Origin of the sequence: Actinocorallia aurantiaca (assembly GCF_039533685.1) — a bacterium.
Classification (GTDB): Bacteria; Actinomycetota; Actinomycetes; order Streptosporangiales; family Streptosporangiaceae; genus Actinocorallia; species Actinocorallia aurantiaca.
Window position 1 is genome coordinate 16,704 of sequence record NZ_BAAATZ010000019.1, and the last position, 25,275, is coordinate 41,978.

Annotated in this window: 26 protein-coding genes; 8 read left to right on the forward strand and 18 right to left on the reverse strand. The window is 71.3% G+C overall.

What is annotated here, in order from left to right; translation table 11 throughout:
* Window positions 1-180: 180 nt before the first annotated feature.
* Both moaA and ABD327_RS22170 read left to right on the forward strand, forming a co-directional pair.
* Window positions 181-1,167 carry a GTP 3',8-cyclase MoaA gene (moaA, locus tag ABD327_RS22165; protein ID WP_425547179.1) on the forward strand — a complete coding sequence of 329 codons (987 nt, stop codon included), beginning with the start codon at window positions 181-183 and terminating at the stop codon, window positions 1,165-1,167.
* The gene (locus ABD327_RS22170) at window positions 1,164-1,928 is read left to right on the forward strand and encodes an NTP transferase domain-containing protein (protein ID WP_344452512.1); all 765 of its coding nucleotides are present in this window, start codon (window positions 1,164-1,166) and stop codon (window positions 1,926-1,928) included. The genes moaA and ABD327_RS22170 overlap by 4 nt, the downstream gene beginning before the upstream one ends.
* 11 nt (window positions 1,929-1,939) lie before the next feature.
* Here ABD327_RS22170 and ABD327_RS22175 read toward each other — a convergent pair whose 3' ends face one another.
* Window positions 1,940-2,155 carry a hypothetical protein gene (locus tag ABD327_RS22175; protein ID WP_344452513.1) on the reverse strand — a complete coding sequence of 72 codons (216 nt, stop codon included), beginning with the start codon at window positions 2,153-2,155 and terminating at the stop codon, window positions 1,940-1,942.
* A gap of 105 nt (window positions 2,156-2,260) precedes the next feature.
* On the opposite strand from ABD327_RS22175, the gene ABD327_RS22180 reads away from it, so the two are divergent.
* Both ABD327_RS22180 and ABD327_RS22185 read left to right on the forward strand, forming a co-directional pair.
* A complete protein-coding gene (locus ABD327_RS22180) occupies window positions 2,261-2,395 on the forward strand; it encodes a hypothetical protein (protein WP_344452514.1) in 135 nt (44 codons plus the stop codon).
* A 160-nt stretch (window positions 2,396-2,555) separates the two neighbouring features.
* Window positions 2,556-3,218 (forward strand): thymidine kinase, encoded by a 663-nt coding sequence (locus ABD327_RS22185; protein WP_344452515.1) that lies wholly within the window; start codon window positions 2,556-2,558, stop codon window positions 3,216-3,218.
* Window positions 3,219-3,242: 24 nt separating this feature from the next.
* On the opposite strand, the gene ABD327_RS22190 is transcribed toward ABD327_RS22185, so the two are convergent.
* On the reverse strand, window positions 3,243-4,949 hold the full coding sequence (locus ABD327_RS22190; protein ID WP_344452516.1) for a DNA polymerase/3'-5' exonuclease PolX: 1,707 nt from the start codon (window positions 4,947-4,949) through the stop codon (window positions 3,243-3,245).
* A gap of 112 nt (window positions 4,950-5,061) precedes the next feature.
* On the opposite strand from ABD327_RS22190, the gene ABD327_RS22195 reads away from it, so the two are divergent.
* Both ABD327_RS22195 and ABD327_RS22200 read left to right on the forward strand, forming a co-directional pair.
* Window positions 5,062-6,048 carry a serine hydrolase domain-containing protein gene (locus ABD327_RS22195; protein ID WP_344452517.1) on the forward strand — a complete coding sequence of 329 codons (987 nt, stop codon included), beginning with the start codon at window positions 5,062-5,064 and terminating at the stop codon, window positions 6,046-6,048.
* 199 nt (window positions 6,049-6,247) lie between these two features.
* On the forward strand, window positions 6,248-6,838 hold the full coding sequence (locus tag ABD327_RS22200) for a Maf family protein (RefSeq protein ID WP_344452518.1): 591 nt from the start codon (window positions 6,248-6,250) through the stop codon (window positions 6,836-6,838).
* Window positions 6,839-6,943: 105 nt separating this feature from the next.
* Here the strand turns inward: ABD327_RS22200 and ABD327_RS22205 are convergent, their stop codons facing one another.
* The 11 genes from ABD327_RS22205 to ABD327_RS22255 form a co-directional block, all read right to left on the reverse strand.
* Window positions 6,944-8,137, reverse strand: a complete 1,194-nt coding sequence (locus tag ABD327_RS22205) for a CaiB/BaiF CoA transferase family protein (protein WP_344452519.1) — start codon at window positions 8,135-8,137, stop codon at window positions 6,944-6,946.
* Complete coding sequence (locus ABD327_RS22210) at window positions 8,134-9,039, reverse strand: hydroxymethylglutaryl-CoA lyase (protein ID WP_344452520.1); 906 nt, start codon at window positions 9,037-9,039, stop codon at window positions 8,134-8,136. The genes ABD327_RS22205 and ABD327_RS22210 overlap by 4 nt, the downstream gene beginning before the upstream one ends.
* Window positions 9,029-9,772, reverse strand: a complete 744-nt coding sequence (locus ABD327_RS22215) for a maleate cis-trans isomerase family protein (protein WP_344452521.1) — start codon at window positions 9,770-9,772, stop codon at window positions 9,029-9,031. The genes ABD327_RS22210 and ABD327_RS22215 overlap by 11 nt, the downstream gene beginning before the upstream one ends.
* The gene (locus tag ABD327_RS22220; RefSeq protein WP_344452522.1) at window positions 9,769-10,365 is read right to left on the reverse strand and encodes a hypothetical protein; all 597 of its coding nucleotides are present in this window, start codon (window positions 10,363-10,365) and stop codon (window positions 9,769-9,771) included. The genes ABD327_RS22215 and ABD327_RS22220 overlap by 4 nt, the downstream gene beginning before the upstream one ends.
* Window positions 10,362-11,114 (reverse strand): SDR family oxidoreductase, encoded by a 753-nt coding sequence (locus ABD327_RS22225; RefSeq protein WP_344452523.1) that lies wholly within the window; start codon window positions 11,112-11,114, stop codon window positions 10,362-10,364. The genes ABD327_RS22220 and ABD327_RS22225 overlap by 4 nt, the downstream gene beginning before the upstream one ends.
* The gene (locus ABD327_RS22230; protein WP_344452524.1) at window positions 11,105-12,019 is read right to left on the reverse strand and encodes a hypothetical protein; all 915 of its coding nucleotides are present in this window, start codon (window positions 12,017-12,019) and stop codon (window positions 11,105-11,107) included. Before ABD327_RS22230 ends, ABD327_RS22225 begins: the two co-directional genes overlap by 10 nt.
* Window positions 12,016-12,744, reverse strand: coding sequence for a hypothetical protein (locus ABD327_RS22235; protein WP_344452525.1), 729 nt, complete (start codon window positions 12,742-12,744; stop codon window positions 12,016-12,018). The genes ABD327_RS22230 and ABD327_RS22235 overlap by 4 nt, the downstream gene beginning before the upstream one ends.
* 2 nt (window positions 12,745-12,746) lie before the next feature.
* Window positions 12,747-13,967: an aromatic ring-hydroxylating dioxygenase subunit alpha gene (locus ABD327_RS22240; protein ID WP_344452526.1), complete on the reverse strand. Its 1,221-nt coding sequence runs from the start codon at window positions 13,965-13,967 to the stop codon at window positions 12,747-12,749.
* Window positions 13,967-14,914, reverse strand: a complete 948-nt coding sequence (locus tag ABD327_RS22245) for an alpha/beta hydrolase family protein (RefSeq protein ID WP_344452527.1) — start codon at window positions 14,912-14,914, stop codon at window positions 13,967-13,969. Before ABD327_RS22245 ends, ABD327_RS22240 begins: the two co-directional genes overlap by 1 nt.
* Entirely contained in the window at window positions 14,911-15,714 is an 804-nt protein-coding gene (locus tag ABD327_RS22250; protein ID WP_344452528.1) for an oxidoreductase, read from the reverse strand. The genes ABD327_RS22245 and ABD327_RS22250 overlap by 4 nt, the downstream gene beginning before the upstream one ends.
* 81 nt (window positions 15,715-15,795) lie before the next feature.
* Window positions 15,796-17,409 (reverse strand): nitrilase-related carbon-nitrogen hydrolase, encoded by a 1,614-nt coding sequence (locus tag ABD327_RS22255; RefSeq protein WP_344452529.1) that lies wholly within the window; start codon window positions 17,407-17,409, stop codon window positions 15,796-15,798.
* A 96-nt stretch (window positions 17,410-17,505) separates the two neighbouring features.
* On the opposite strand from ABD327_RS22255, the gene ABD327_RS22260 reads away from it, so the two are divergent.
* Together ABD327_RS22260 and ABD327_RS22265 are read left to right on the forward strand one after the other, a co-directional pair.
* Window positions 17,506-17,781 (forward strand): Dabb family protein, encoded by a 276-nt coding sequence (locus ABD327_RS22260; RefSeq protein WP_344452530.1) that lies wholly within the window; start codon window positions 17,506-17,508, stop codon window positions 17,779-17,781.
* A gap of 243 nt (window positions 17,782-18,024) precedes the next feature.
* Window positions 18,025-19,263, forward strand: coding sequence for a cytochrome P450 (locus ABD327_RS22265; RefSeq protein ID WP_344452531.1), 1,239 nt, complete (start codon window positions 18,025-18,027; stop codon window positions 19,261-19,263).
* 77 nt (window positions 19,264-19,340) lie between these two features.
* On the opposite strand, the gene ABD327_RS22270 is transcribed toward ABD327_RS22265, so the two are convergent.
* The 5 genes from ABD327_RS22270 to ABD327_RS22290 form a co-directional block, all read right to left on the reverse strand.
* Entirely contained in the window at window positions 19,341-20,750 is a 1,410-nt protein-coding gene (locus ABD327_RS22270; RefSeq protein WP_344452532.1) for an aldehyde dehydrogenase family protein, read from the reverse strand.
* Complete coding sequence (locus tag ABD327_RS22275) at window positions 20,747-21,880, reverse strand: FAD-dependent oxidoreductase (protein ID WP_344452533.1); 1,134 nt, start codon at window positions 21,878-21,880, stop codon at window positions 20,747-20,749. Before ABD327_RS22275 ends, ABD327_RS22270 begins: the two co-directional genes overlap by 4 nt.
* On the reverse strand, window positions 21,880-23,337 hold the full coding sequence (locus tag ABD327_RS22280; protein ID WP_344452534.1) for an aldehyde dehydrogenase family protein: 1,458 nt from the start codon (window positions 23,335-23,337) through the stop codon (window positions 21,880-21,882). Before ABD327_RS22280 ends, ABD327_RS22275 begins: the two co-directional genes overlap by 1 nt.
* Window positions 23,334-24,602 (reverse strand): acyl-CoA dehydrogenase family protein, encoded by a 1,269-nt coding sequence (locus ABD327_RS22285; RefSeq protein ID WP_344452536.1) that lies wholly within the window; start codon window positions 24,600-24,602, stop codon window positions 23,334-23,336. Before ABD327_RS22285 ends, ABD327_RS22280 begins: the two co-directional genes overlap by 4 nt.
* A gap of 127 nt (window positions 24,603-24,729) precedes the next feature.
* A partial coding sequence (locus tag ABD327_RS22290; protein WP_486303500.1) for a beta/alpha barrel domain-containing protein occupies window positions 24,730-25,275 on the reverse strand: 546 nt, incomplete at its 5' end.

The following is a 25,275-nucleotide window of genomic DNA, read 5'->3' on the forward strand; positions in this document are numbered from 1 at the left end:
GGGCGAGGGCGGCCGGATTTGACAGGGCCGAATATCTGGCTTCTTCTCTAGGAAGATCTGAAACAGCGCGCAACGCGGGGCAACAGAGGATTCATCGTTCCGGCCGGGCGTCTCCCCTTCCGGCCTGGTAGACAGGAACCTGCTGTTCCGGTGACGGTGAAGACACAGAGAGGACCTCAGGTGCGGCTGCTCGACGAATACGGTCGCCAGGCCACGGACCTCCGTGTGTCGCTCACGGACCGCTGCAACCTGCGCTGCTCCTACTGCATGCCGCCCGAGGGGCTGGACTGGCTGCCCAAGCCGGAGCTGCTCACCGACGAGGAGGTCCTGCGGCTGGTGCGGATCGGCGTGGAGCGCCTCGGCATCACCGAGGTCCGCTACACCGGCGGCGAGCCCCTGCTGCGCCGCGGCCTCCCCGGCCTCGTCGCGGGCACCGCCGCCCTGGAGCCCCGGCCCGAGATCTCGCTGACCACCAACGGGATCGGGCTGGCCCGGCTGGCCGCGCCCCTGCGCGAGGCCGGGCTCGACCGGGTCAACGTCTCCCTGGACACCCTGGACCGCGAGGTGTTCCACAAGCTGTCCTTCCGGGACCGGCTGCCCGACGTCCTGGCCGGCCTGGCCGCCGCGGCGGAGGCCGGGCTGGCCCCGGTCAAGGTCAACGCGGTGCTCATGCGCGGGGTCAACGAGGACGAGGCGGCGCCGCTGCTGCGCTTCTGCCTGGAGCACGGCTACCTGCTGCGGTTCATCGAGCAGATGCCCCTGGACGCCCAGCACGGCTGGCAGCGCGAGAACATGATCACCGCGGACGAGATCCAGGAGCGGCTCGCCGGGGAGTTCTCCCTCGAGCCGCTGCCCTCGGCCGAGCGGGGGAGCGCGCCCGCCGAGCTGTTCGCGGTGGAGGGCTCCACCGTCGGCATCATCGCCTCGGTCACCCGCCCGTTCTGCGGAGCCTGCGACCGGGTCAGGCTGACCGCGGACGGGCAGATCCGCAACTGCCTGTTCGCCCGCGAGGAGTCCAACCTGCGCGACGCCCTGCGCGGCGGCGCCGGGGACGACGAGCTGGCCGACCGCTGGGTCGGGGCGATCCGCGCCAAGAGGGCCGGGCACGGCATCGACGACCCGTCCTTCCTCCAGCCCGACCGGCCGATGTCCGCCATCGGGGGATGAGCGCCCCGGAGCCCTACGACGCGGTGATCCTGGCCGGCGGGGCGGCGCGGAGGTTCGGCGGAGGCGACAAGCCCGGCGCGAAGGTCGGCGGGACACCGCTGGTCGTCCGGGTGGCCTCGGCCGTGCGGGGCGCCGGGCGGACCATCGTGGTGGGACCGGAGCGTCCGGGGCTGGAAGCGGTGTTCGTCCGGGAGGACCCGCCGGGAGGCGGTCCCGTGCCGGCGTTGCGGGCCGGGCTGGCGCTGGTCGAGGCGCCGCGGGTCGTCCTGCTCGCCGCGGACCTCCCCTTCCTCACGGAGGAGGTCGTCGCCGGGCTCCTGGAGCACCCCGACGCCGTGCTGGCCGACGGGGCGGGCAGGGACCAGTGGCTGACCGGAGCGTGGCGCACGGACCGGCTCAGGGCCGCGCTGGAGCGGTACGAGGGGCGGTCGCTGCGGGGGCTGCTGGGGCCGCTGGACCCCGTCCGGGTGCCGGGGGGCGATGATTGGACCGACTGCGACACCCCCGAGGACCTGGCGCGCGCCGAGGAGAGGCTTGAAGTGAACGAGTGGATCGAGACCGCCTGTGCCGAACTGGGCCTGGAGCCGGGGTCGGTGGACCGCGACCTGGTGCTCGACCTGGCCCGCGACGTCGCGCACGGCGTGGCCCGTCCGGCCGCGCCGCTGACCGCCTACCTGCTGGGGGTGGCGGTCGGGCGCGGCGGGGACCCCGCTGCGCTGGCGAAGCGGCTCAGCGCCCTGGCGGTCGAGCGGCAGGGGTAGGGGCGGTCCGCTCAGCCGTCGGTGGGCGCGAGCCCGTCGACCGGGACGGCGTCCTTGAGGAAGCCGCGGCGGTCGAGGAAGGACGACAGGCCGTCGCGGTGCTCGTCGCACGCCAGCCACACCTTGCGGCGTTCCGGGGTGTGGATCTTCGGGTTGTTCCAGCGCAGGCCCCAGACGGCGGTGGTGCGGCAGTCCTTGGCCGAGCAGATGAGATCGGAATCTTTCACCGTTTTGGTCTTTCTTTATTGGTTGTGGATGTCGTTTTTCGACTAAGGACGGCAACGTGGTCCTTGTGCCCATTTCGGGCGTCCCAAGCGATTCGGGAGGATCTCATGGGAGACACCAGGAAGAAGCCGGCGAAGACCACCGGCAAGGCCAAGAAGGCGGCGCTCAAGGCCACACGCGCGGCCAAGCAGGAGAAACGGTCCTCGAAGGACAGGCCCGTCGAGGTCCAGCCCGAAGAATAGGGCCCGGACCACGGGGGCGCGGACGGACGGCGTCCGCGCCCCTCCGCGTCCGCTCCACGCGTACTCTCCCGTCTCTGCCGGTCGGATGGGGTGGAACGCGTTGTTCGTCACGTTCCGCTCTCCCACGCGACCACCTCCGTTCACTCTAGACTGACGCCCCGTGAGTGATCTGTCGGCCTTGTCTTCCGTACCGCCTGCCGGAGTGAGCGGCCTGCACCGGGACGCGGTGCTCAAGTTCTTCTACGGCCCGATGGACTGCGGCAAGTCCACCCTCGCCCTTCAGATCAACTACAACCACCGCAGGCAGGGGCGCCACGGCCTGGTCCTCACCAAGCACGACCGGTCGGGCGGGCCCCGCGTCACCAGCCGGATCGGCCTGGGCGACGAGGCCCTCGAGGTCGGGGACGACTTCGACTTCAGCTCCCTGGTCCGGCGCAGGACGGCCTACCGCCTGGACTACCTCATCTGCGACGAGGTGCAGTTCTACTCGGTGGAGCAGATCGAGCAGATGGCCGGTCTCGTCGACGACTGCGACGTCGACGTCTACGCCTTCGGCCTCGCCTCGGACTTCCGCTCCGAGCTCTTCCCCGCCACCCGCCGCCTCTTCGAGCTGGCCGACGAGGTCTGCCGCCTCCAGGTGGAGGTCCTGTGCTGGTGCGGCCGCCCCGGCCAGCTCAACGCCCGCACCGTCGGCGGCGAACTCGTCCGAGCCGGCGAACAGGTCATCATCGCCGACACCGACGAGGCGGACGTCCGCTACCAGGTCCTCTGCCGCCGCCACTACCGCTCCGGCGACCTCGGCAAGCACTCCCCCCAGTCCTGACCTCCCCGCCCCGTCCGGAGCGGGTCAGGGGCGGGAAGGGGCCCCGCCGCCGTCGAGGAAGGCCAGGAGCCGGTCCAGGGGCCAGGTGTTGACGACGTCGTCGGGGGTCAGGGCGGCGCGCTGGGCGATGCCGACGCCGAAGCGGGGGTAGGCGAGGTGGGGGACGGCGTGGGCGTCGCTGTCGATGGAGAACTTCACGCCGTGGCGGCGGGCCAGGCGCACCAGGTCGGAGGGGAGGTCGGCGCGGTCCGGGTAGGAGTCGATCTCCAGGACGGTGCCGGTGCGGGCCGCGGCCCGGAAGACGGCCTGCCAGTCGGCGTCGACCATGGGGCGCCTGCCGATCTTGCGGGTGGTGGGGTGGCCGATGACGTGCACGCCCGGGTTCTCGCAGGCGGCGACGAGCCGCCGGGTCATCTGGTCGCGGGACTGGGCGAAGTGGGAGTGCACGCTGGCGACCCGGACGTCGAAGCCCTCCAGGACCTCCTGCGGCCAGTCGACGGACCCGTCGGGGCCGATGTTGAGCTCGGTGCCGTGCAGGAGCCGCATGCCGGGGAAGTCCTCCTGCAGCCGGGCCAGGCGCTCGCGCTGGGCGAGCGCCTTCTCCAGGGTCATGCGCTGCATCGCGAGGTCGGGGGCGTGGTCGGTGACGGCGAAGTAGGAGTATCCGCGGGCCGCCGCGGCGGCGACCATGTCCTCCAGGGAGGCGATCCCGTCGGTGAGGTCGGTGTGGGTGTGCAGGTCTCCCCGAAGGTCCTCCAGCTCCACCAGGGCGGGGAGCTCCCCTCGGAGGGCGGCCTCGATCTCGCCGCGGTCCTCACGGAGCGGCGGCGGCACCCACTGCATGCCCAGGGCGGCGTAGACCTCCTCCTCGCTCCGCGAGGCGATCCGCCCGTCCCCGTCGAACAGGCCGTGCTCGGAGAGCCTCCAGCCCCTCTCCGCCGCCAGCTCGCGCAGACGGGCGTCGTGGCCGGCGTCGCCGGTGAAGTGGATGAGCGCGGCCCCCCAGGACTCGGCCGGCACCAGCCGGAGATCGACCTGGAGCCCCTGAACGGTGCGCACCGAGGTCTCGGCGTCCCCGGCGGACAGGATCTCGGCCACGTAGGACTGGGCGGTGAAGACGCTCATCAGCTCGGCGGGCCCCACCGCCAGGACCTCGAGGCCGCCGACGGTCTCGCACATGCGGCGCGCCGACCCGGCGACCGCGACGCGCTCGGCGCCGGGAAGCGACTCGGCGACCTTCTCGGCGAGGTGGTCCGCCACGCCCAGATGGATCCGCTCTCCGGCCTGCCGCCGCCGCTCGATCCCGAGCCTCAGGTTCTCGACGGTCCTGGGCCCCATGCCCGGGAGGCCGCGCAGCCGCCCCTCGTCGATGGCGAGGCTCAGCGACTCCACGGAGTCCACGCCCAGCTCCCGGTAGAGGGACAACGCCGTCTTGGGGCCGAGCGAGGGCACGCCCATCAGCCGCCGCACCCCTTCGGGGATCCTCGCCCGCAGCTCGTCGAGCTGCCGGAAGCTCCCCCTGCCCAGGAACTCCTCGACCTTCGCCGCGATCGCCGAGCCCACTCCCGGAACGTCCCGCGCGTGCCCCGCCCGGAGATCCTCCGGATACCCGGCGATCGCCTTGGCGGCCCGCTGGTAGCTCCGCACCCGGAAGGCGTCCCCGCCCTCCAGCGCGAACAGGTCGGCGTACTCGCGCAACGCCTCGGCGACTTCGTCGTTGGCCCGTGCCATATCCCCAGCCTACGATCCGCCCCCGATGCTCCCCGGCCCCGACCGGCAGGAGGAGCCGGAGATCCTTCTCATGGAGGAGGAAAAACGACCAGGTCAGGCTGATGATGACGATATGACAGAGGTGGCGGGGCCGTCGGTCCTGGTGCGGGCGACGGCAGGGGAACTGGCCCGGAAGAGGGCGGGCGTGGCGGTGGCGGCCATCGCCGGGGAGGGGACGGCGGAGGCCGCCGCCGGACGGGCTGCCCCGGACACCGTGTTCGAGATCGGGTCGCTGACGAAGGTGTTCACGTCGCTGCTGCTGGCCCGGCTGGTCGTGGCCGGAAAAGCCGCGCTGGACGAGCCCGTCACCGACCTCCTCGGCGCGCCGGTGCCCGAAAGAGACGGAGAGCGCATCACTCTGCGGCACCTCGCCACCCACACCTCGGGCCTGCCCCGGCTGCCGAAGGGCATGTTCCTTCCCGCCCTCCTCAACCCGCGCAAACCCGACCCCTACGCCGACTGCACCGCCGAGTTCCTCCTCGACGGCCTGACCCGCACGAAGCTCGGCGCCACCCCGGGAAAACGTTTCCGCTACTCCAACCTCGGCGCGGGCCTGCTCGGCCTGGCACTCGCCCGCCGCGCCGGCACCACCTACGAGCGACTCGTCGCCGAGCAGATCAGCCGTCCCCTCGGCCTGACGCACACCGGTCTGGACGACACGGGCCTGACCCAGGGCCACGACCGCCGAAGTCGCCCCGTCGCCCCCTGGCACTTGGCCGACCTGGCCGGTGCGGGCGGCCTGCGCTCGACCGTCGCGGACCTGGCGGTCTTCGCCCGCGCCCAGCTCGACGCTGATTCCACCGAACTGGCCGAGGCGATCCGCCTCACCCACACTGCCGAAGGCCACCGCATGAACCGCTTCACGACCATGCGCCTGGGCTGGCTGGAACTCCGCAGGGACGGAGACTCCCAGCTCTGGCACAACGGCGCCACCGGCGGCTTCACCTCCTTCCTGGCCATCCGCCCCACCCGCCACACCGCCGTCGCCGCCCTCTCCGACACCGCCCGCTCCGTGGACCGTCCCGCCGCCGACCTCCTACGCGCCCTCTCCACCCCTTGAGCAGGCATCGATGAACGGCCTGGCGGCCGTTCTCCCGCTCCTTCCGATGGGCGGAGGCGATGGCGGTGAGGTCGGGTGGAGTTCCACGCCTCGATGGGGATGCCGGGGGTCATCGCGTCCTCACGTCGGGATCCCGTAAAGGACGATGATTGTCGAGTGCGACAGTTCGAGCACGAAGACGAACCCAAGGGAGGCCGTCGTGCGCAGGGTGGTGCTGGGGTCCGCGTCGCAGACGCGGTTCGAGGTGTTGCGGAGTGCCGGGGTGGAGGCCGAGGTCGTCGTCAGCGGGGTGGATGAGGACGCGGTCGAGGCCGGGTCCGTGCGGGAGCTGGTGGAGGCGCTGGCGGTCGGCAAGGCGCGGGCCGTCGCGGAGCGGGTGGGAGAGGCGCTCGTCATCGGGTGCGATTCACTGCTGGAGTTCGAGGGCCGGGGGCTGGGGAAGCCCGAGAGCGTCGAGCAGGTCGTGGAGTGGTGGTCGGAACGACGGGGGAAGAGCGGCGTGCTCTACAGCGGGCACTGCCTCATCGACACCGGGAGCGGGCGGGAGGTGAGCGCGGTGGGGGAGACCGTGGTGAGGTTCGGGAACCCGTCCGACGAGGAGATCCGGGACTACGCCGCGTCGGGGGAGCCGCTGTGGGCTGCGGGAGGCTTCACCATTGACGGAAAGGGCGGATGGTTCGTGAACGGAATCGAAGGGGACGCGGGGAACGTGCTCGGGCTCTCCCTTCCGCTGCTACGGGAGATGCTGAGCGATCTGGGCGTCTCCCCGAGCGAGCTGTGGAAGCGGTGAGCGCGAAGGGAAAACGAATGCCACCGCCGTTCGGAGGTGGCCGGATGACGCCTGGGCGGTGAACGCCGGAAACGGGCGCTCACCGCCCGTCAGGGCCGGGTGGGCTCAGATGATGCCCTTGCCGGTCAGGTCCTCGAGATCGCCTGCGGTGAGGCCGAGGAGTCCGGTGTAGATCTCGCCGTTGTTCGCCCCGAGTTCGGGGCCGACGGAGCGGACTTCGCCCGGGGTTCCCGAGAGTTTGGGGAAGACGTTCTGCATGGGGAATTCGCCGAATTCGGGGTGGGCGAGTTTGATGATGGCCTCGCGTGCTTTGAAGTGGGGGTCGGCGAGCATGTCCTTGGCCCGGTAGGTCAATCCCGCCGGGATGCCGTTGGCGTGCATCTTGTCCAGCACTTCGTCGCTGGTGAGCGTGGCGGTCCAGGCTGCGATGAGCTCGTCGAGTTCTTCGGCGTTGGCGCCGCGCGCCCCGTGGGTGGAATACCGCTGGTCGTCGGCGAGTTCGGGGCGTCCCATGACGTCGGCCAGGCGGCTGAAGACGGTGTCCTGGTTGGCCGCGATCAGCACCGGCCCGTCCGAGGTCGGATACACGTTGGAGGGGGCGACGTTGGGCAGGACCGAGCCGGTGCGCTCGCGCTGGTATCCGGCCAGCTCCCACTCGGGGATCAACGACTCCATGAGCGCGAATACCGCTTCGTACAGGGCGGAGTCGACGACCTGGCCCTTGCCGGTACGAGTACGGGCGTGCAGGGCGACGAGGGTGCCCAGCGCGGCGAACGTTCCGGCGAGTTCGTCGCCCAGGGAGATACCGGCGCGGGCCGGGGGGCTGTTCGGGTCGCCGGTGACGTAGCGGATGCCGCCCATGGCCTCGCCGATGGAGCCGAATCCGGCGCGGGGGGAGTAGGGGCCGTTCTGGCCGTAGCCGGTGACCCGGGTGATGATCAGTCCCGGGTTGAGCTCCCACAGGGTCTCGGGGGACAGGCCCCAGCGTTCCAGGGTGCCGGGCCGGAAGTTCTCCACCAGTACGTCGGCCTCGGTGATGATGCGCCGGGCGAGGTCCTGGCCTGCTGCTTCGCGCAGGTTGAGGGTGACGGATTTCTTGTTGCGGGCCAGGATGGGCCACCACAGGGACTGGCCGTGGGGTTTCTCGCGTCCCCATTGGCGCATGGGGTCGCCGGTGACGGGGGGTTCGATCTTGATGACCTCGGCGCCGAAGTCGCCGAGGAGCTGGCCGCAGAACGGGCCGGCCAGCAGCTGGCCCATCTCGACGACCCGCAGGTCGTCCAGTGCCTGTGCGGTCATGATGTCCTTCCTTGGGGGAATCCTCCGGCGCGGCCGCGGAGGGCCGGGGCCGGCTTGCCGAGGACGGTGCCGAGCCAGGCGCCGGTCTCGGCGACGCTCTCCTCGTCGATTCCCGTGGTCTTACCGGAGCGGTGCAGTGCGTACAGGAGGTCCTCGGTGGCGATGTTGCCCGTCGCGGCGGGCGCGAAGGGACAGCCGCCGAATCCGCCCGCGCTGGCGTCCAGGACGGTCACGCCCTCCTCGACGGCCGTCAGGGCGTTCGCGTACCCGGTGTTGCGGGTGTTGTGGAAGTGGAAGCGCAACGGGACGCCCGGGGCGGCTTCGCGGACCAGCCGGGTCAGGGTGCGGACCTGGGCGGGGACGCCCACGCCGATGGTGTCGGCGAGGGCGATCTCGTCGGCTCCGGCCGCGGCGGCCCGGCGTGCGATCTCGGCGACCCGCTCGGGCGGGGTCTCGCCTTCGAACGGGCAGCCGAAGGACGCCGCGATCGTCATGCTCCGGCGGATCCCCGCGGGCGTCTCGGCGGCGATCTCGTCCCAGGTCTCGAGCATCCGGTCGGTCGTGACGTTCTGGTTCTTCGTGCTGAAGGTGTCCGTGGCGACGACGACCACGTTCACCTCGTCGACCTCGGCCGCCATGGCCCGGTCCAGCCCGCGCCGGTTGAGGACGAGCCCGATGTAGGACACGCCCTCCACCCGGGGGACCCCGGCCATGACGGCCTCGGCGTCGGCCATCTGCGGCACCAGCCGCGGGTGGCTGAAGGAGACCGCCTCGATCCGCCGGACGCCCGCGGCCACGCTGCGGGAGATCAGCTCGATCTTGTCCTCGGTCGAGACCGGGGTCTGCTCGTTCTGCAGACCGTCCCTGGGCCCGACCTCGATGACGGTGACCTCAGTGCTCACGCAGCAGCCTTCCAGCGCCCTGGATCTTGTCGTCGATGCCGTTGTCGCGCAGCGCCATCCACCAGGTGGCGGCGTTGATGGCGATGGTGGGGATGCCCAGCCAGCGCTCGGCCTCGTCGGCGAGGCCGACCATGGACAGGTTGGTGCCGCACTGGATCAGCGCGTCCACCTCGCCCTCGGCCAGCTCGCGCAGCGCGCCGCGCAGCTCGTCCTCGCTGACGTGGGCGATCGACACCGCGGTCGGGCACTTCAGGCCGATGATCTTGTCGACCTCGAAGCCCAGCTCGTTGAAGAAGAGCCGGACGTTCTCGTCGCCGACGGGCTGGTAGGGGGTGACGACGCCGATGCGCCGCGCCCCGTACAGCTTCAGCGCCCGCTCGCACGCCTCGGCGCCGGTGGCGACCTGCAGGCCGGTCAGGTCGTGGATCTGCTTGACGAAGGCGCGGTTGCCCTCGACGCCGCCCCAGAACGTCTCGGCGGACATGCCCATCACCATGTAGTCGGGCTCGGCGGTCATGACCCGCTCGCAGGCCGCGCCGATCTCGTCGCGGATCTGGTCGAGGAGCCGCTCCATGCCCTCGTCCCCGGCCATGTTCTGGTCGCGGATGTGGATGCGGGAGAAGTGCGAGGTGACGCCCGGCACCCCCATCCGGTAGAAGTCGGGCTCGACGATGGTGTTGGTGGAAGGGGCGATGACGCCGAACTTGCGGCGCCAGCCCAGCGCGTCGGTCATGAGGAGACCTCCTGTGCGGTCTGTGGTGCTCGGAGGGTGGAGAGCCGCCAGGCGGCGATGAGGAACACCGCCTGGCTGACGGTGTTGATGGACTGCTCGACCCACTGGCGGGCGATGGTCTGCTCGCCCGAGCTGAGCGGGCCGAGCAGGTACTGGCCGATGATCCAGACGATGAACAGCTTGTGCCGGCGGCTCAGGATGACCGCCGCGGCGGTGCTGGCCGCGATGGTGAGGATGAGCATCGGCAGGGTGTCGCCGATCGCGAAGGCCGTGCCCAGGCCGGCCATCCACAGCCCCGCGATGGCGGGGACGGGGACCCTCGGCTCGGCGGCCTTGATGAGGACCAGGAAGCCCGCGGCCAGGAGCGGGAACAGCGCCAGCGGCACCATCCACAGATCGACGTCGGTGGTGGCGATGATGGTCTTCCAGCCGGCCTTGGCGACCCCGCCGAGGCCCAGCAGCAGCGCGGCGATCCTGGCCAGCCGGGTGTCGATGCCGTCGGCCTTGGACAGGAAGAGCGCCCCGGCGACGCTGAACGCCACCGGGACGAAGTCCTCCAGAGCCAGGATGACCGGGTACTCCATCTCGCTCATGCGAACAGGTCCCGCTTGTTGAAGCCCGCCGTGGCGAACCGGAAAGCGATCTTCGGAGTGGTCAGCCAGGCGACCCGCCCGCCGTTCTTGACGCCCTTGAGGATGCCCTCGGCGAGGAACGGCGTGACGGTCTCCACCTTGTCGGCGAGGATGTTGAAGACCTTCTTGGCCTTCTCCAGCTGCTCGGGCTCGTAGTCCTTGAGCAGCAGGTCGGTGACGACCATCCCGGGGGACAGGTGGGCGGCCTTGACCTGGGTGCCCTTGAGCTCCTTGGCCAGGCTCTCGGTCACGTAGGTGACCGCGCGCTTGGTGGAGCCGTAGGCGGTCAGGCCGACCATGGTGCGGCCGTCGCTGCCGAAGCCCTCCATGTTCCAGATCGTGCCGGAACCCTGCTCGAGCATGTGCCTGGCCGCCACCGCGCTGCCGTTGAGCACACCGAGGAGGTTCGCGTTCACGACCGTCTCCAGCTGCTCGGCGGGCAGCTCGGCGAGGGGCTTGGACGTGGTGGAGACGCCCGCGTTGTTGACCCAGTGGGCGACCGGGCCGAGCGAGGCGGCCTTCTCCCACAGCGCCTCGACCTGGGCGCGGACGGTCATGTCGCAGACGACGCCGGTCGCGCCGAGTTCGGCGGCGGCCTCGTCGACCCCGCTGCGCCCGCAGATCACGACCTGCGCGCCGCGGGCGATGAGTTCTTTGGCGATCCCGTGGCCGATGCCGCGGGTCCCGCCGGTCACCACGATCACCGCCATGTCAGCACCCCGTGGATGACGCTCGACAGCGTGTTGCCGTCGAACACCTCGTAGGAGACCGCCAGCGTCTCGCCCGCGTTCATCCCCGGCGTCGCGTCGATCATGAACTCACGTCCCTTGATCTTCGTGACGTCGGTGAAGTGAACACTGGGGAAGTTGGCGCGACCGAAAGCCTGCGCGTTGCCCCAGGCGTCCGGACCCTCGTAGAACAGCTGGGTGCCGTTGCGGCGCTGCTCGACGGTGTAGGACCGCTCGAGCGCGCCGGACCAGGTGACGTGCGCGCGGGTGCGCAGCAGGTCGATCGGCTCCAGCTCCAGCGTGACGGTGACGTCGCCGATCAGCTTCTGGTCGGCGCCCCACAGCTCGCAGACGCCCTCGTACCCGCCGGCCTTCTTCGTCGGCAGGATGAAGGGCACCGGGCCGTTGCGGGTCTCGTCCGCCAGGAAGTCCAGCGGCGGCTCCTCGCGGCGCTTGTAGACGCCGTTGAAGCAGCCGACGACCGTCCAGCCCTGGTAGAGGACCGAGGAGTACACCTGGGTCTCGCCGTCGGGCAGGTTGTGGTTCCAGGTGTTGAGGTCCACCTGCCAGCCGGGCCCGTAGTAGTGGGCGTCGACGAACCCGCCGTACGGCTGGCCCGTGCCGAAGAAGTCGGGACCGGTGTAGACGCGGTTGCTGTCGGAATCGATGACCCCGAACGCGAACGGAGCACCCAGCCGGAACTGCCCGGCCAGCTCGCCGCCGCCCTCGAGGCCGCCGTCCATGTAGTAGGTGGTCTTGCCGTCCTCGAACACCGACGAGCGCCGGATGTCCTCGTAACCGCACCAGACGCCCTTGGCGTTGAACAGAGACGGCCGGCCGTGCCACTCGCCGGCGATCCGGTTCTGCCATTCGCTCGGTTCGCTCACCCCTGCACCTCGTTGTGGATGAGCTCGGCGCGCATCTTGTCGGAGGCCTCCTGGCCGACGAGCCGGGTGACGCGCTCCCAGACCGGGTCGACCTCCGGGCTGAACAGGTTGGTCCGGTTGAGCCGGTCGCGGGCGGCCAGGTTCGTGTCGGCGGTGACGCTCGCCAGGACCTCCTCGGACAGGCCGGACTCCAGCAGCGCCGACCAGTGCGCGAAGTAGTCGTCCACGAACGTGTCGAACGCCTTGAACTGCTCCTCGTCGGCGCGGTTCACCAGCATCCAGGGCGACATCATCGCGTACTGGCGCGGGCCGATCGCGGCGCGCAGCGAGCCGAAGACCTCCTTGGAGCGCTCGAAGACCGGGCTGAGCGGCTCGAAGACGGCGTCGACATAGGCCAGGTGGGAGGCCAGTTCGGCGCGCGGGACGAGGTCGAGGTGGAAGGCGAGGGTTCCGCCCGCCTCGACGGAGTCCAGGGTGAAGTGCGGCAGCGCCGAGTCGTTCGGAGTGAACGCGAAGATCATGTGGCTGTCCATGCCGATCTGCGGCACGACCAGGCTGATCGTCACGACCTTGGCGAGCTTGGTGCCGGTGCGCACCTCGAGCCGGCCGACGGAGTCGGGGCCCATCGAGCTGAACAGGTCGTCGCCGTAGACGAGCTTGAGGTCCTCCACGCCTTCGAGCTTGGCGAGGGTACGGTCGAACAGGCCCTTGGGCAGTGAGGTCATGGCTATTCTCCCTTGGTTTCCTCGGCGGCCTTCGCAGCGGCCGCGCGCTCGGCCTCGCCTTCGAGGATGGACTTGTCGACGCGGGGGTGCTCGCCCTTGGCCTTGTGCACCCAGGCGCGGGCGAGCTCGGGGTTGTTCTTGCGGGCGGGCGAGGGGATGACGGTCGCCTCGCGGCGCGGCACGTCGCCCATGATGCGGTCCTCGTCGCCGAGCATCCAGCCCTTGTCGGCCAGCTCCTGGCGGCGGCGGCGGTAGTGCACCGCGATGAGGTCGGACTTGACGTGCAGCTCGGCGGCCAGGTCGGCCGGCAGCAGCTCGGGCCGGGTGCCGTCCACGACGGGGACGTCCTGGTCGAAGATGCCGTAGATGCGCTTGAGGGCGTTCTTGTCGGCCCAGTCACCGGTGAAGAAGTCGCGCAGCGCCACGAACTTCACCAGCGTGGTGGTCTCGTCGATCGGCACGTTGCTGTCGTAGATGATGATGTTGCCCATGGGCAGCCGCACGTGCAGCTTGATCATGTTCGGCAGCATCCAGCCCGCGCTGGTCTCGACCGGCGGGCGGTCCTTCAGGTTGTCGCTCTTGCCCGACAGCCGTCCCCACAGGCCCTTGGCCTGCGGCGGGTAGAGCTTGACGGTGGCGAAGGCCGACCACTCGTCGGGCGTCTCGACCTCGTACTCCTCCACCTCGGGCCGCTCGGGGTTGCCGAACCGGCCGCCGTGGACGAACGGGGTGTGCGCGATGTCGCAGCCGTTCTCCAGGATGCGCTCGTAGTTGGAGTTCCAGAGGTACTCGCCGTAGACCGGCTTCCAGCGGCCGCCGTCCTTCTTCAGGTCGTCGAACTCGGGCCAGTAGGGGATCGGGGGGCGGTCCTCTTCGGCCAGGTCGCCCATGAAGACCCACACGAAGCCGTACTTCTCGGTGGTCGGGTAGGAGTCGACGCGCGCCTTCTTCGGCATGCCCCGGCCCTCCAGGTTGGCCGGGATCTTCACGCAGGTGCCGTCGGGCACGAACTCCCAGCCGTGGTACGGGCAGACCATCTTGTCGTCCTTGACCCAGCCGCCGGACAGCGCCGCGCCGCGGTGCGGGCACAGGTCCGACATGCAGACGACCTCGCCGTCGCGCTTGCGGTACAGGACGAAGTCCTGGCCCAGACACGTGATCTTCTTGGGCTTGTTGGTGACCTGGTCGGACGTCTCGACCGCGTACCAGAAGTTCTTCAGCATCAGTGCTCCCGCAGGGTGACGGAGGGGGGCGGGTTCTCTCGCACCTTCTCCAGGGAATCGGGGTCGCCGTTCAGCCGGGCGCGCAGGAAGGCGATCAACACTTCCAGGTAGGCGGCACGGCTCTCGGCGGGATCGCGTTCGGGCTCCAGGTCGAGGAAGGCCCGCGCGGCGGTCGGATCGACGGGGTCGGCGACCGCGAAGTGGTTGGCGCCGTCCAGGACGGCGAACAGGTGCCCCTCGCCGGGCAGCGCCTCGTCGAAGGTCCTGGTGACGGGGTCGGCGAAGCCGTCCTGGCCGTATCGGTCGCTGCTGCCCATGATCACGCCGTCGCGGGTGCCGACGGACAGGAACACGGGGCACTCGACCTGGGCGGGCAGCACGGTGCCGGCGGGCCAGCCGAGCATGGTCGCGACCATGGTGTGGGTGCCGAACCCGAAGGCGGCCCGCACGCCGGGGAAGAACCGCGCGGACTGCAGCACGACGGTCCCGCCGGCGGAGTGCCCGCCGAGGGCGACGCGGTCGAAGTCCAGCGAGTCCTTCAGCAGGTCGATCCCGCGCAGCGCGTCGAGGATCGCCGGGATGGTCGGGCAGGTCGGCCGGGTGCCGTAGGCGTCGGGCCGGGCGGCGTCCAGGTCGACGCCGCAGGTCAGCCCGTACTGTCCTCCGAACAGTTCGGCGACCCGGTCGAACGTCACCACCACGTATCCGGCCTCGGCGATCCCGATGGCCAGCGAACGGTAGGAGTCCTGGGCGACGTTGACGCCCGAGCAGAACACCACGATCGGGTGTTCACCCGGGACCGGCGGGAAGACGCCGGTGAGCCGTTCTGCGTCGGTGCCCTCGGCGTGGGCGGGGTAGTAGACCTTGAGGTGGGCGGTGTCGAACGGGGGCTCGCCCTGGGTGCGAGCCGACCACCACAGGGAGCGGATCAGGGGAGGGTTCGTCACGGGCGCGGCAGTTCCCGGTCGCCGCCCCACAGGGAGCGGACGAGCTTCTCGGTGAGCTCCTCGCCGAAGTAGCGAACGCCCATGGAGTTGGCGGGGTCGCGGTCGGCGATGTTGCGGCGGATCTTCAGGTCGATCTCGCGCTGCGCCTCACGCTCGGCCTCCGGCACCTCCTCGGCCTCGTCGACCCAGGTCAGCCAGCGGTCGACGTGGTTGTGCATCCAGTCGGCGACGGCCTGGAAGTTCTCCTCCGACCACTTGAAGGAGTAGCACTGGGCGGTGGGGGAGAGGCTGGTGCGGATGAACGCCGAGGGGCTGGTGAACCACTCGAAGTCGGGGTGGTCGGCCTGGAACTTCAGCCAGTCGTCGTTCACCGGCGCGTAGTACTTGTCGTAGTACTCGGCGTCGATGACAAGGCTGGTGCGCGGCACGGAGTCGCAGAAGAACCAGCCCTCGGGCCACAGCAGCAGGGCGATGCCCAGGTGGGGGACGCGCACCTGCGGGCCGAGCCAGACGGTCAGGTGCAGGTTGACGAAGCCGACCGAGGGGTTGCCGAGCCAGGAGTGCACCATCCAGTCGACCTCGGGACCGCTGTAGCCGGCGACCTTGCCGCCGGGCCCGTCCGGGTAGGTCCCGTAGGACTCCAGCTCTTCCGTGGAGGGGTCACGGGTGGTCTCGAACCGGGCGTCGATCTTCGCCTTCAGCTCGTCCAGCAGAGTCTGGTACTTCCCGAACTTCGCCGTCACGTCGATGACGGGTGAACTGTCGAGCATCTGCTCGACGTTCCGGATGGTCTCACTCATCGATTTTTCCGTTCTGGTTCGCTAGGGGAAACACTGTTTCCATTTTTCGACCGGGGACCGGCACTGTCAACGGATCCGCTGTTACAGTGCGGTTTCTGTCAGGGAGCCCAGGGTGCGCCAGGCGCGGCCGCCCACCAGATCGGTGTTCTTGGAGACGAAGCGGTTGACGGCCTGGGCGGGGTGCACGACGCCCGCGGTGACCCCCGGTCCGGCCTCGGTGACGATCGGGTGGCTGATCCGGCCGGTGAACGGACCCTCCCAGGGGGTCCAGAGGGTGAAGTCGCCGGTCAGGTCGAGGATCAGGCCGCCCTCCCGCCAGGCGGAGACGACGTTCAGCCGGTTCTCCGCGGCCCGCTCGGGCAGGCCCAGGGAGGTCTCCCACTCCTCGCCCGCCGAGCGCGGCACCGCGACGACGTCGGCGTCGGCGATCGCGGCCAGCCGGAAGGTCTCCACCACCGCGGAGTCGTCTCCGACGACCACCGCGAGCCGCCCGAAGGGCAGCTCGAAGACCTCCACGCCGGTACCCCGCCGGGCGGCCCAGGAGAGCCGCTCGGTCCGGTGCAGCTGGAGCTGGACGCCGGCCTCGCCCTCGGCCGAGACCACCAGGCCGGTGTGGGCGTCGCCGTCGCGGACGCTGGTGACGGCGTGGGCGCCGGTGCCCGCCAGCGCCTCGGCCAGCAGGCCCGCGACCTCCGCGCGTCCGGCCTCGCCGAAGGCCAGTTCCGGAAGGACGATCAGCTCGGCGCCCGCGGCAGCGGCCTCGGCCACGCCGGGCAGCGGGTCGGCGCCGGCGACGACGGCGACCCGGCACTCGTCGGCCCCCGGGGCGGCGGTGCGTTCGACCGGGGGAGAGGCGATCGGCCGGTACAGCTCGGGCCGGCGCATGGCCAGGATGTCGGTGCCGTCCGGGCGGGTCTTCACATCGGCCAGGGAGAGGTCGATGTCGGCGACGACCACGGCCTCGCCGGTGCGCGGACCCCTGGCCACGACGGTGCCGTCGGGGGCGACGATCTGGCTCTCGCCCGCGCCGTGCACCTGCTCCGGCGGGACGCCCAGCCGCTCGGCGATGGCCGGGGTGAGGGCCTCGGGCAGCAGCGGGCCCACCTTGTTGGCGGCGATCACCCAGACCTTGTTCTCGGCGGCGCGGACCGGGATGTGCAGGCTCGCCTCGTCGGTGGCGAAGGAGTTCAGGCTGTTGAGCAGCAGCTGTGCTCCCCGCAGGGTCAGGTCCCGGCACACGTCCGCGGTGACGCCCTCCATGCAGGCATATATCCCGATCCGACCGACCGGGGTGTCGATGACGGGCCCGCGCTCGGTGCCGGGGTCCATGTGGTCGCCCTCGGCGCCCATCAGGGTGAGCTTGTCCGCCTGGCCGAGGAGGCTCCCGTCGGGGCCGTACAGCAGGCTGGTGATGGTGGTGCGGCCGTCCTCGCGGGCCATGGTGACGTTCAGCTTCACGTACGCGCCGTGCCCGGCGGCCCGCTCGGCGACGGCCTTGAGGAATTCGCCGTCCAGAGTGCAGGCGCGCCGGTGGGCGGTCTCCCGGTCCGGGTACCAGGACAGGTGGTTGCAGAACTCGGGCAGGACGATGATGCTGGCACCTTCGGCGGCGGCAGCGTCGATCATCCGCAGGCAGGTGGCGAGGTTGGCCGCGACGTCCTCGCCCGCCGCGAACTGTACTGCTGCGACCCGCATCTTGATGGCCTCCTGGTTCCTCTAGCGAAACACTGTTTCCAAAACATACAATCAGGACCGCTGGATGGGAAGAGATTTCACACCTGGAGAGCCGCCTTGTTGACCCACGTCATCCTGATGAAGTTCACCGACCCCGCCGACGCGGCCGAGGCCAAGGAGAAGCTGGAGGGACTGGAGCCGCTGATCGAGCAGATCCGCGGGATCACCGTCGGGGTCGACGTCGTGCGCGGCGAGGTCTCCTGGGACCTGGCGCTGATCACCCGGCACGAGGACCTCGACGACCTGAAGGGCTACCAGGGGCACCCCGAGCACGTGCGGGTGGCGGGCTGGCTGCGCGAGCGCCTGGCCGCACGGGCCTCGGTCGACTTCTGACCGGGAACGTCCCGGTGGCCACATCCACCCCCGGAAAAGCCTGCTGGCCTGGGCAGATGCGCTGAGCCTAGGGCTTACAAGGCGACAAAATGGGAGTTTCGTGTAAAAAACGGGTAACCAGCTTTGATTCGGGCCGAGGAGGGCTCCCCGCACAGGGGGAGCCCTCCTCGGTGTGGAGAGAAATGCCTGTTCCTTTCCACCGGCGAAGTTGATTCCCCGCAGCCGCTCACCGAGGGTGAAGGCATGACCGCACAGGCGACGACGGCGACCGATCGGCCGGCGGAGGAGCTGTTCGCCGGGCTCTTCCTCGATCCGCCGGACGACCCCTACCCCGTGTACCGGAGACTGCGCGAACGGGCCCCGGTCCTGCTCACCTCGGACGGGGCGCTGGTGCTCTCCCGCTACGCCGACTGCGACGCGGCGCTGCGGCACCGGGCGTTCGGCAAGGGGGACGAGCAGATCGGGGTCGGCATGGCGGGGGTGAGCGCCGAGGAGCGGCGGAACGCCCGCGAGAGCTTCGGGCACAGCATGCTGATGGCCAACCCGCCCGAGCACACCCGGCTGCGCCGCGCGGTCGGCTCCGCGTTCACCAACCGTCACGTGGACGAACTGCGCCCGGCGATCGAGCGCCGCGCGGACGAACTGCTGGCGGGGCTCGCCGACGACCCCGGCGCTGACTTCATGGACGGCCTCGCCCTGCCCCTGCCCGTCAACGTGATCTCCGACCTGCTGGGGGTCCCCGAGGACGAGCGGCTCTCCTTCACCGGCAAGATCCTCGCCATGCTGGCGCCGCCGGCCGGAGTCGAGGACTTCCGGGCCACCGTCGCCCTGTGGACCGAGCTCGGCGGCTACTTCTCCGACCTGCTCGACGCCAAGAGCGCCGATCCCCGCGACGACCTGCTGTCCCGGCTGGCCACCGCTCCGAAGGAGGCGCGGCTGTCGAGGGAGGAGCAGGTCTCGACCGCGCTGCTGCTGTTCAGCGCCGGCTTCGTGACCACGACCAACCTGCTGGGCAACTCCCTGCACCTGCTGCTGGACCGCCCCGACCAGCAGGCCGTCCTGCGCGAGGACCCCTCCCTGATCCCGAACGCGGTCGAGGAGTTCCTGCGCTACGACTCACCGGTCCAGCTCGACGCGCGCACGGTCCTGGAGCCCGTCGACTTCGCGGGGACGCCCCTGCGGTCCGGCCAGGTCGTCGTGACGGTGATCGGCGGGGCCAACCACGATCCCGAGGCGCCCGGGATGACCGGTGACCCCGACGTCCTGGACGTCGCCCGGCCCGACCCGGTGCACCTGTCCTTCGCGTCGGGCGTGCACTTCTGCCTCGGCGCGCATCTGGCCCGGCTGGAGGCCCGGGTCGTCCTGGAACGCCTCTTCGGCACCGGATACCCCTCGGTCACCCGTGCGGGTGAGGCCGAACGCCGGCCCGGCCTGCCGCTGCGCGGCATGGCCCGCCTGCCGGTCGCCCTGAACCGGGCCTGAGGGGCCGGGGCGCCCGAGAACGCGAAAGGCTCCCGGCCGATGAGGCGGATCGACCGGGAGCCTTCGGAACGCGGCGGCTACACGGGGTAGGCCGCCGCGGCCATGCCCGCACCGCCCGCGCGGAAGGCGGCGGGGGCGTGCACAGAGCAGGTCTGGGTGTACTCCAGGATGCCCTCGTCGCCGTACTCGCGGCCGTGGCCGCTGCGCTTGACCCCGCCGAACGGCGCGCGCAGCGCCATCCCGGTGCGGCCATGGGTGTTGACGAAGGTGAATCCGGCCTCGAAGCGGCGGGCGAAGGCGAACGCCCGTTCCTCGTCGGCGGACCACACCGAGGCGCCCAGGCCCAGCTCGCCGGCGTTGGCGCGGGCCAGGACCTCCTCGGTGTCGGAGTAGGTGAGCAGCGGGACGACCGGCCCGAACTGCTCGTCCGCGACGACGGGGGAGCCGTCGTCCAGCCCGGTCAGCAGCGTCGGCCGCACGTAGTGGCCCCGTTCCGGGTCGCAGGCGACCCGGCCGAGCGGCACGGCCTCGCCGCCGGAGGCGATCAGCGCACGGACCCGCTCCGCGGCCTGCGCGGTGATGACGGGGCCGACGGTCGTCTCCTCCTCCAGCGGATCGCCCAGGACGACCACACGGAGGGCCGCGGCCACGTAGGCGTCCCGGAACTCGTCCTCGCGCCCGGCGGGGACGTAGAGCCGTTTGGCGGCCATGCAGACCTGTCCTGAGCTCTGGAAGGAGCCCATCACCAGCCGGTCCATCGCGGCGTCGGTGAACTCGGCGTCCGGCAGGAACACCGCCGGGTCGTTGCCGCCCAGCTCCAGCACCGCCGGAGTGATCATCCGTCCGGCCAGGGCGCCGATCGCCCGGCCCGCGCCCTCGCCTCCGGTGAAGGCGACCTTGCGGACCAGCGGATGCCCGACCAGCGCGGCTCCGGTCTCGGCCTCCCCGTGCACGACCTTGACCAGATCGGTGGGGAAGCGGCGCAGGATCTCCGAGATCGCCAGCGGCGCCAGCGGCGAGGGCTTGACCACGATGGTGTTGCCCGCCGCCAGCGCCGGCCCGACCTTGAGCATCGTCAGGATCACCGGCGCGTTCCACGGCGTGATCGCCGCGACCGCCCCGAACGGCCGCCGCCGCAGCAGCAGCCGTCCGGAGGCGTCGTCGGTCTCGACGTCGGCCAGCACCTCGGGGGCGCGGTCGGCGACCCAGTTCAGGAAGACGCCGGAGAACCGGATCTCCCCGCGGCAGTCGCCGACCGGCTTGCCGCTCTCCCGGGCCAGCAGCACGGCCAGCTCTTCATCGTCGAAGGTCGCGGCCACCTCCCGCAGGACCCGGACCCGCTCCTCCAGCGGGGTCGAGGCCCAGGAGCGCTGCGCCGCGTCCGCGGCCCGGACGGCCTCGTCGACGTCCGGGGCGTCCGCGACGGGCACCCGCCCGACCAGTTCACCCAGCCGGGCGGGGTTCTCCCGTTCGAGCCAGGTGCTCACCCCGTCCTCCCGGGCTCCGGGGTGCGCAACGAGGCGATCATCGAGGTCCTCAGCAGGTGCTCACGCGCCTTGACGGGGTCGGCCGCCAGGGCGCGCAGCCCCGCCTTGTGCGTGTCGGGATCGCGCAGCTGCTCCCAGTTGGAGTGGGTGATCTTCTGCACGAACGACGCGGCCACGTCCCGGCGGCGTTCGCACGCCAGGTCCAGTGCCTCGTCGTCGCCCAGAGCGGCGGCGATCGCGAACGCGTCGTGGATGCCGCTGTTGAGGCCCATGCCGCCGAGCGGGTTGTTGACGTGGGCGGCGTCTCCGGCGAGCACCACCCGTCCCGTGCGGAACCGGGAGGCGACCCGCTGGTGCACCCGGTAGAGGGTCGAGTGCGCGACCTTCCACTCGATGTCGACCACGCCGCGCAGCCGCTCGGGCAGCCGGGCCAGCTCCAGCTCGTCCGGGGTGTCCTCCGGAGTCGGGAACAGCACCCGCCAGTGGTCGGGCGTGCGCAGCAGGACCAGCCACTCCTCGGGGTCGAAGACGTAGTTGACCGCGGCGATGCCGGGGATCAGCGCCTCCAGGTCCTCCTCCGTGGAGGCGACGAGGAACCGCTCGGGGTAGGTGATCCCCTCGAACGGCACGTCCAGGGACTTGCGGACCTGGGACGACGCCCCGTCCGCGCCGATCAGCCACTCGCCCCGGTGGACCGAGCCGTCGGCGGTGGTGACCGCGACGCCCCGGTCGTCCTGGACGACCCCGGTGACCGCGGAGCCGAAGACGACGTCGCCGCCCTCGGCCCGCAGCAGGTCCAGCAGGATCGGCGTGAGCTTGCTCTGCTCGCACTGCACCCGGAACGGGTAGGGGGTGTCGTTCTCCAGCAGCCGCAGGTCGAGTTCGGCGACGACGCCGCCACTGCGCTCGCGGTACTGGAAGGCGTGCGACACCAGGCCCTTGGCCATCAGCGCGTCCAGCGCGCCGAGCTCGGCCAGCATCTCCAGCGTCGGCGGGTGGTAGGTGGAGGCCCGGGACTCGGCGGCCAGCGTGTCGCCGGCCTCCAGGACCGTCACCTCGTGGCCGCGCCGGGCCAGGGAGACGGCGGTGGTCAGCCCGACCGGTCCGGCTCCCGCGACGAGTATCCGCATCACGCCTCCCTGGAGTGCAGGGCGAAGCCGTTCTCCACGCCCACGACCCGGGGGTTGGTGAAGAAGCGCAGCGTCTCGGCGGTGCCCTCCTCGCCCAGCCCGGAGTGGCCCCAGGCGGGACGCGGGGCGAACAGGTGCAGGCTCATGATGCTGGAGCCGTTCACCTTCACCTCGCCCGCGCGGATCCGGCGGGCGACGGAGAGCGCCTTCTCGGTGTCGGCGCCGAACACGTACCCCTCGAGCCCGTAGACGGTGCCGTTGGCCAGCGCCACGGCCTCGTCGATCGAGGTGTAGGGGTGGACCGTCGCGACCGGGCCGAAGATCTCCTCCACGGCCTGCTCCGCCGGGACCCCGGTGACCAGTGCCGGGGCCAGGTGGTTGGTGCCCTCGGGGACCGCCGTGCCGGTGTGCACGGTGCCGCCGAGCGCGTCCCGCTGGGAGGCGACCAGCTCGCGGTGCCGGGAGTGCACCAGCGGCCCGTAGTCGGTGTCCTCCGACAGCGGGTCGCCGGCCTCGAGGGTGCCCAGCCGCGCGACGACCGCCGCGACGAGCTCCTCCTCCATCTCGGCGGGCACGATCAGCCTGCCGAGCGCCCGGCACCACTGGCCGTTGAGCGTGGTCAGCAGGTCGACGATGCCGCGGGCGGCGACGTCGACGTCGGAGTCGGCCAGCACCACCAGCGGGTTGTTGCCGCCCAGCTCGAGCTGGGCCGGCTTGTGCCCGACGGCGCAGGCCGCGGCGATCGCCTGTCCGCCCTTGGCCCCGCCGGTGAAGGACACCGCGCGGACCCGGGGGTCGTTGACCATCGTGCCGCCGACGCCGGGGCCGCCGTGGAGGAACTGGAAGACGCCGTCGGGAACGCCCTGGGCGCGCAGCGCCTCGTCGATGGCCTCGGCCATCAGCTGGCTGCCGTAGGGGGCGTACTCGCTGGCCTTGTACAGCACGGGGCAGCCCGCGGCCAGCGCGTTGGCGATCTTGTGCGCGCCGGTGGGCGCGGGCGCGTTCCAGGCGGTCAGGCACAGCGCCGGACCCCAGGGCAGCAGGTGCACCTCGGTGGCGTTGCCGTCCTCGCGCTCGAGGGCGCGCGTGAGCCAGCCCTCGCGCAGCTGCCCGGCGGCGAGCAGGAACGAGCCGGTGACGATCATGCCGAGCGGCAGGGTCTGCCGGATCGGGACGCCGGTCGCGAACGACTCCAGGGCGGCGATCTTCGCGACCTTCGGTTCCAGGGCGGCCGCGACGGCCTCCAGGATCGAGGCGCGCTCCTGCGCGGAGACCGCGGCCCACTCCCCGGCGACGGCGTCGGCCGCGGCCAGGGCGCGCTCCACCCGTTCGGCCGAGCTGGCCGCGGCGGGGCCGAGGGCCTCGCCGGTGGCGGGGTTCTCCAGGATCAGGTCCAGCGTGTCACCGGCGGCCTCCCACGTTCCGGCGACGAGGTCGCGGGCTGCGGGGGGCTTCACGAGTTCACGCTCGCGAACAACTCGTTCTCCTTGTCCTGGGTGATCATGGAGGCGGCCTCCAGCCTGCCACGCTCGGCGGGGAAGGTCATCACCAGGGCCATGGCCAGGTCGCGCAGGGTGCGGCCGATGACGCCGTCCATGGTGGCGGCGGAGGTGCCGCAGGCCTTGAGCGCGCCGAGCGCGACCTGGAAGCAGGCCTCGGAGATGTCGCCCTTGGCGATGCGCCACTGCTTGTAGACCTCGGCCTTGGGCAGCAGCGGGGGCTCGGAGGTCTCCAGCTCGATCTGCCGGCGGATCCACAGGTAGGCGGTCTCCAGGCGCTCGGCCATGTTGCCGATGATGACCTGGTGCATGGGGGAGCTGGCGATGGTCTTGCCGGTGTCGGCGAAGGTCTTGCCGGTGGTGCGCTCGAGCGCGTAGTCGTAGGCGTTCTGGGCGGCGCCCAGGTAGACGGCCATGATGGCGAGCTGGTTGCCGACGAAGCTGCCGCGGCTCATCTGCAGCATCTTCACGAACGAGCCCGGCACGGTGAGGGAGTCCTCGGACGGGACGAAGACGTTCTCCATGATGACGCCGTCGTTGGCCGAGGCGCGCATGCCCAGGCCGTTCCACTTGGGCCGGTTGGTGATGCCCTCGGAGTCGCGGTTCACCAGGAACAGCGCCAGGCCGTCGGCGTCGGTGGTGCCGTCGACCTTGGCGGTGACCAGGTAGTAGTCGGCGACGCCGGTGGCGCAGCCGAAGGACTTGACGCCGCTGAGGGACCAGCCGCCCTCGACCGGGGTGGCGATGGTGGCGATGGCGATGTTGGCGCTGGAGCTCTTGACCTCCTCGGAGGCGAAGTTGGCCAGCCAGGTGCCGCCGGCCATGTTGGTCAGCAGCCGCTCGGCGAACGCCTTGATGACCGGGACCTCGTCCTCGGCGAACAGGCCGGCCTCGATGGCCTCCAGCGGCAGCAGGCCGCGCGAGGCGCTGGTGTTGTGGAAGAAGTAGGCCAGCGCGGTGGACGGGCAGGCCGAGCCGAGGGTGAAGGTCGCCCCGGCCAGGTCGCGCAGCCCGCCGCCCAGGCCGCCGAACTCCTCGGGGATGATCAGGCCGAGCAGCCCGGCCTCGCGCATCAGCGCGATGTGGCCGACGGGGAACTCACCGGTCTCGTCGGCCTTGGCCGCGGCCTCGCGCAGTGCGGGCAGCACGCTCTCGACCTTCTCCATGCGGGCGCGCTCGGCGTCGGTGAGGGTGGTCAGCAGCCGTTCTGCGATCAGTGTCATCAAAACTCCTTGAGCATGGGGACCCCCGGTTACGCGCGAGGGTGAGGACGCAGATATGTGCGGCGGTCGGAGGGAGGCCCCTGCGTCCGACCGCTGGAGTCCCCGCGCCCGGAGGGCGGGGAGGGGATCAAGAAGTGGTCCTTCCCGGTCCGTGGGTGCGGCCGGGCAGAGGCGCCCCGCAGGCCGCCTCCAGCTCGGCCGCGGCCGCGGCCAGGGCGTCCCGGTCGGCGGGGCTCGAGACCCCGAGCCGGGACGCGAGGAAGAGCAGGTCGACCGAGCACAGCCCGTCGTCGAGCCCTCCGAGGGTCACGTCGAAGTGCCGGACGCCGCTCTTCATCGCGGTCAGGGCGTTGGCCAGGCCGAGCCCGTCCCGGTCGGTCAGCCGGACCCGTACCGGCACCTCGCGGGCCAGCGGGACGGCGTCGCACAGGATCTCGCGGACCGTCAGCGGGGAGGCGGGCTCCTCGCCCTCGTCCAGCGCGATCTCGTCGCAGCCGGCCGAGAGCAGTTCGCCGACCGCCGTCAGCGTCGCCTCCCTCCGTTCGGGGGAGAAGGCGTCGGGCACCCGTCCGACCGCCGAGCAGCCCGCGGCGCGGGCCGCGGCGACCATCGACTCCGCCGTCCCGGGATCCCGGTGGCGGAACTCGATCACCCCGCCGGGCCCCGGCGCGGG

Coding starts and splice junctions, on each gene's coding strand:
- ABD327_RS22265 (WP_344452531.1), top strand. CDS start 18,025: ATGACCGCACAGGCGACGACGGCGACCGATCGGCCGGCGGAGGAGCTG.
- ABD327_RS22250 (WP_344452528.1), bottom strand. CDS start 15,714: ATGAGTGAGACCATCCGGAACGTCGAGCAGATGCTCGACAGTTCACCC.
- ABD327_RS22215 (WP_344452521.1), bottom strand. CDS start 9,772: ATGACCGACGCGCTGGGCTGGCGCCGCAAGTTCGGCGTCATCGCCCCT.
- ABD327_RS22285 (WP_344452536.1), bottom strand. CDS start 24,602: ATGACACTGATCGCAGAACGGCTGCTGACCACCCTCACCGACGCCGAG.
- ABD327_RS22225 (WP_344452523.1), bottom strand. CDS start 11,114: ATGGCGGTGATCGTGGTGACCGGCGGGACCCGCGGCATCGGCCACGGG.
- ABD327_RS22240 (WP_344452526.1), bottom strand. CDS start 13,967: ATGCTGAAGAACTTCTGGTACGCGGTCGAGACGTCCGACCAGGTCACC.
- ABD327_RS22195 (WP_344452517.1), top strand. CDS start 5,062: ATGACAGAGGTGGCGGGGCCGTCGGTCCTGGTGCGGGCGACGGCAGGG.
- ABD327_RS22220 (WP_344452522.1), bottom strand. CDS start 10,365: ATGAGCGAGATGGAGTACCCGGTCATCCTGGCTCTGGAGGACTTCGTC.
- ABD327_RS22170 (WP_344452512.1), top strand. CDS start 1,164: ATGAGCGCCCCGGAGCCCTACGACGCGGTGATCCTGGCCGGCGGGGCG.
- ABD327_RS22190 (WP_344452516.1), bottom strand. CDS start 4,949: ATGGCACGGGCCAACGACGAAGTCGCCGAGGCGTTGCGCGAGTACGCC.
- ABD327_RS22275 (WP_344452533.1), bottom strand. CDS start 21,880: ATGCGGATACTCGTCGCGGGAGCCGGACCGGTCGGGCTGACCACCGCC.
- ABD327_RS22255 (WP_344452529.1), bottom strand. CDS start 17,409: ATGCGGGTCGCAGCAGTACAGTTCGCGGCGGGCGAGGACGTCGCGGCC.
- ABD327_RS22180 (WP_344452514.1), top strand. CDS start 2,261: ATGGGAGACACCAGGAAGAAGCCGGCGAAGACCACCGGCAAGGCCAAG.
- ABD327_RS22235 (WP_344452525.1), bottom strand. CDS start 12,744: ATGACCTCACTGCCCAAGGGCCTGTTCGACCGTACCCTCGCCAAGCTC.
- ABD327_RS22205 (WP_344452519.1), bottom strand. CDS start 8,137: ATGACCGCACAGGCACTGGACGACCTGCGGGTCGTCGAGATGGGCCAG.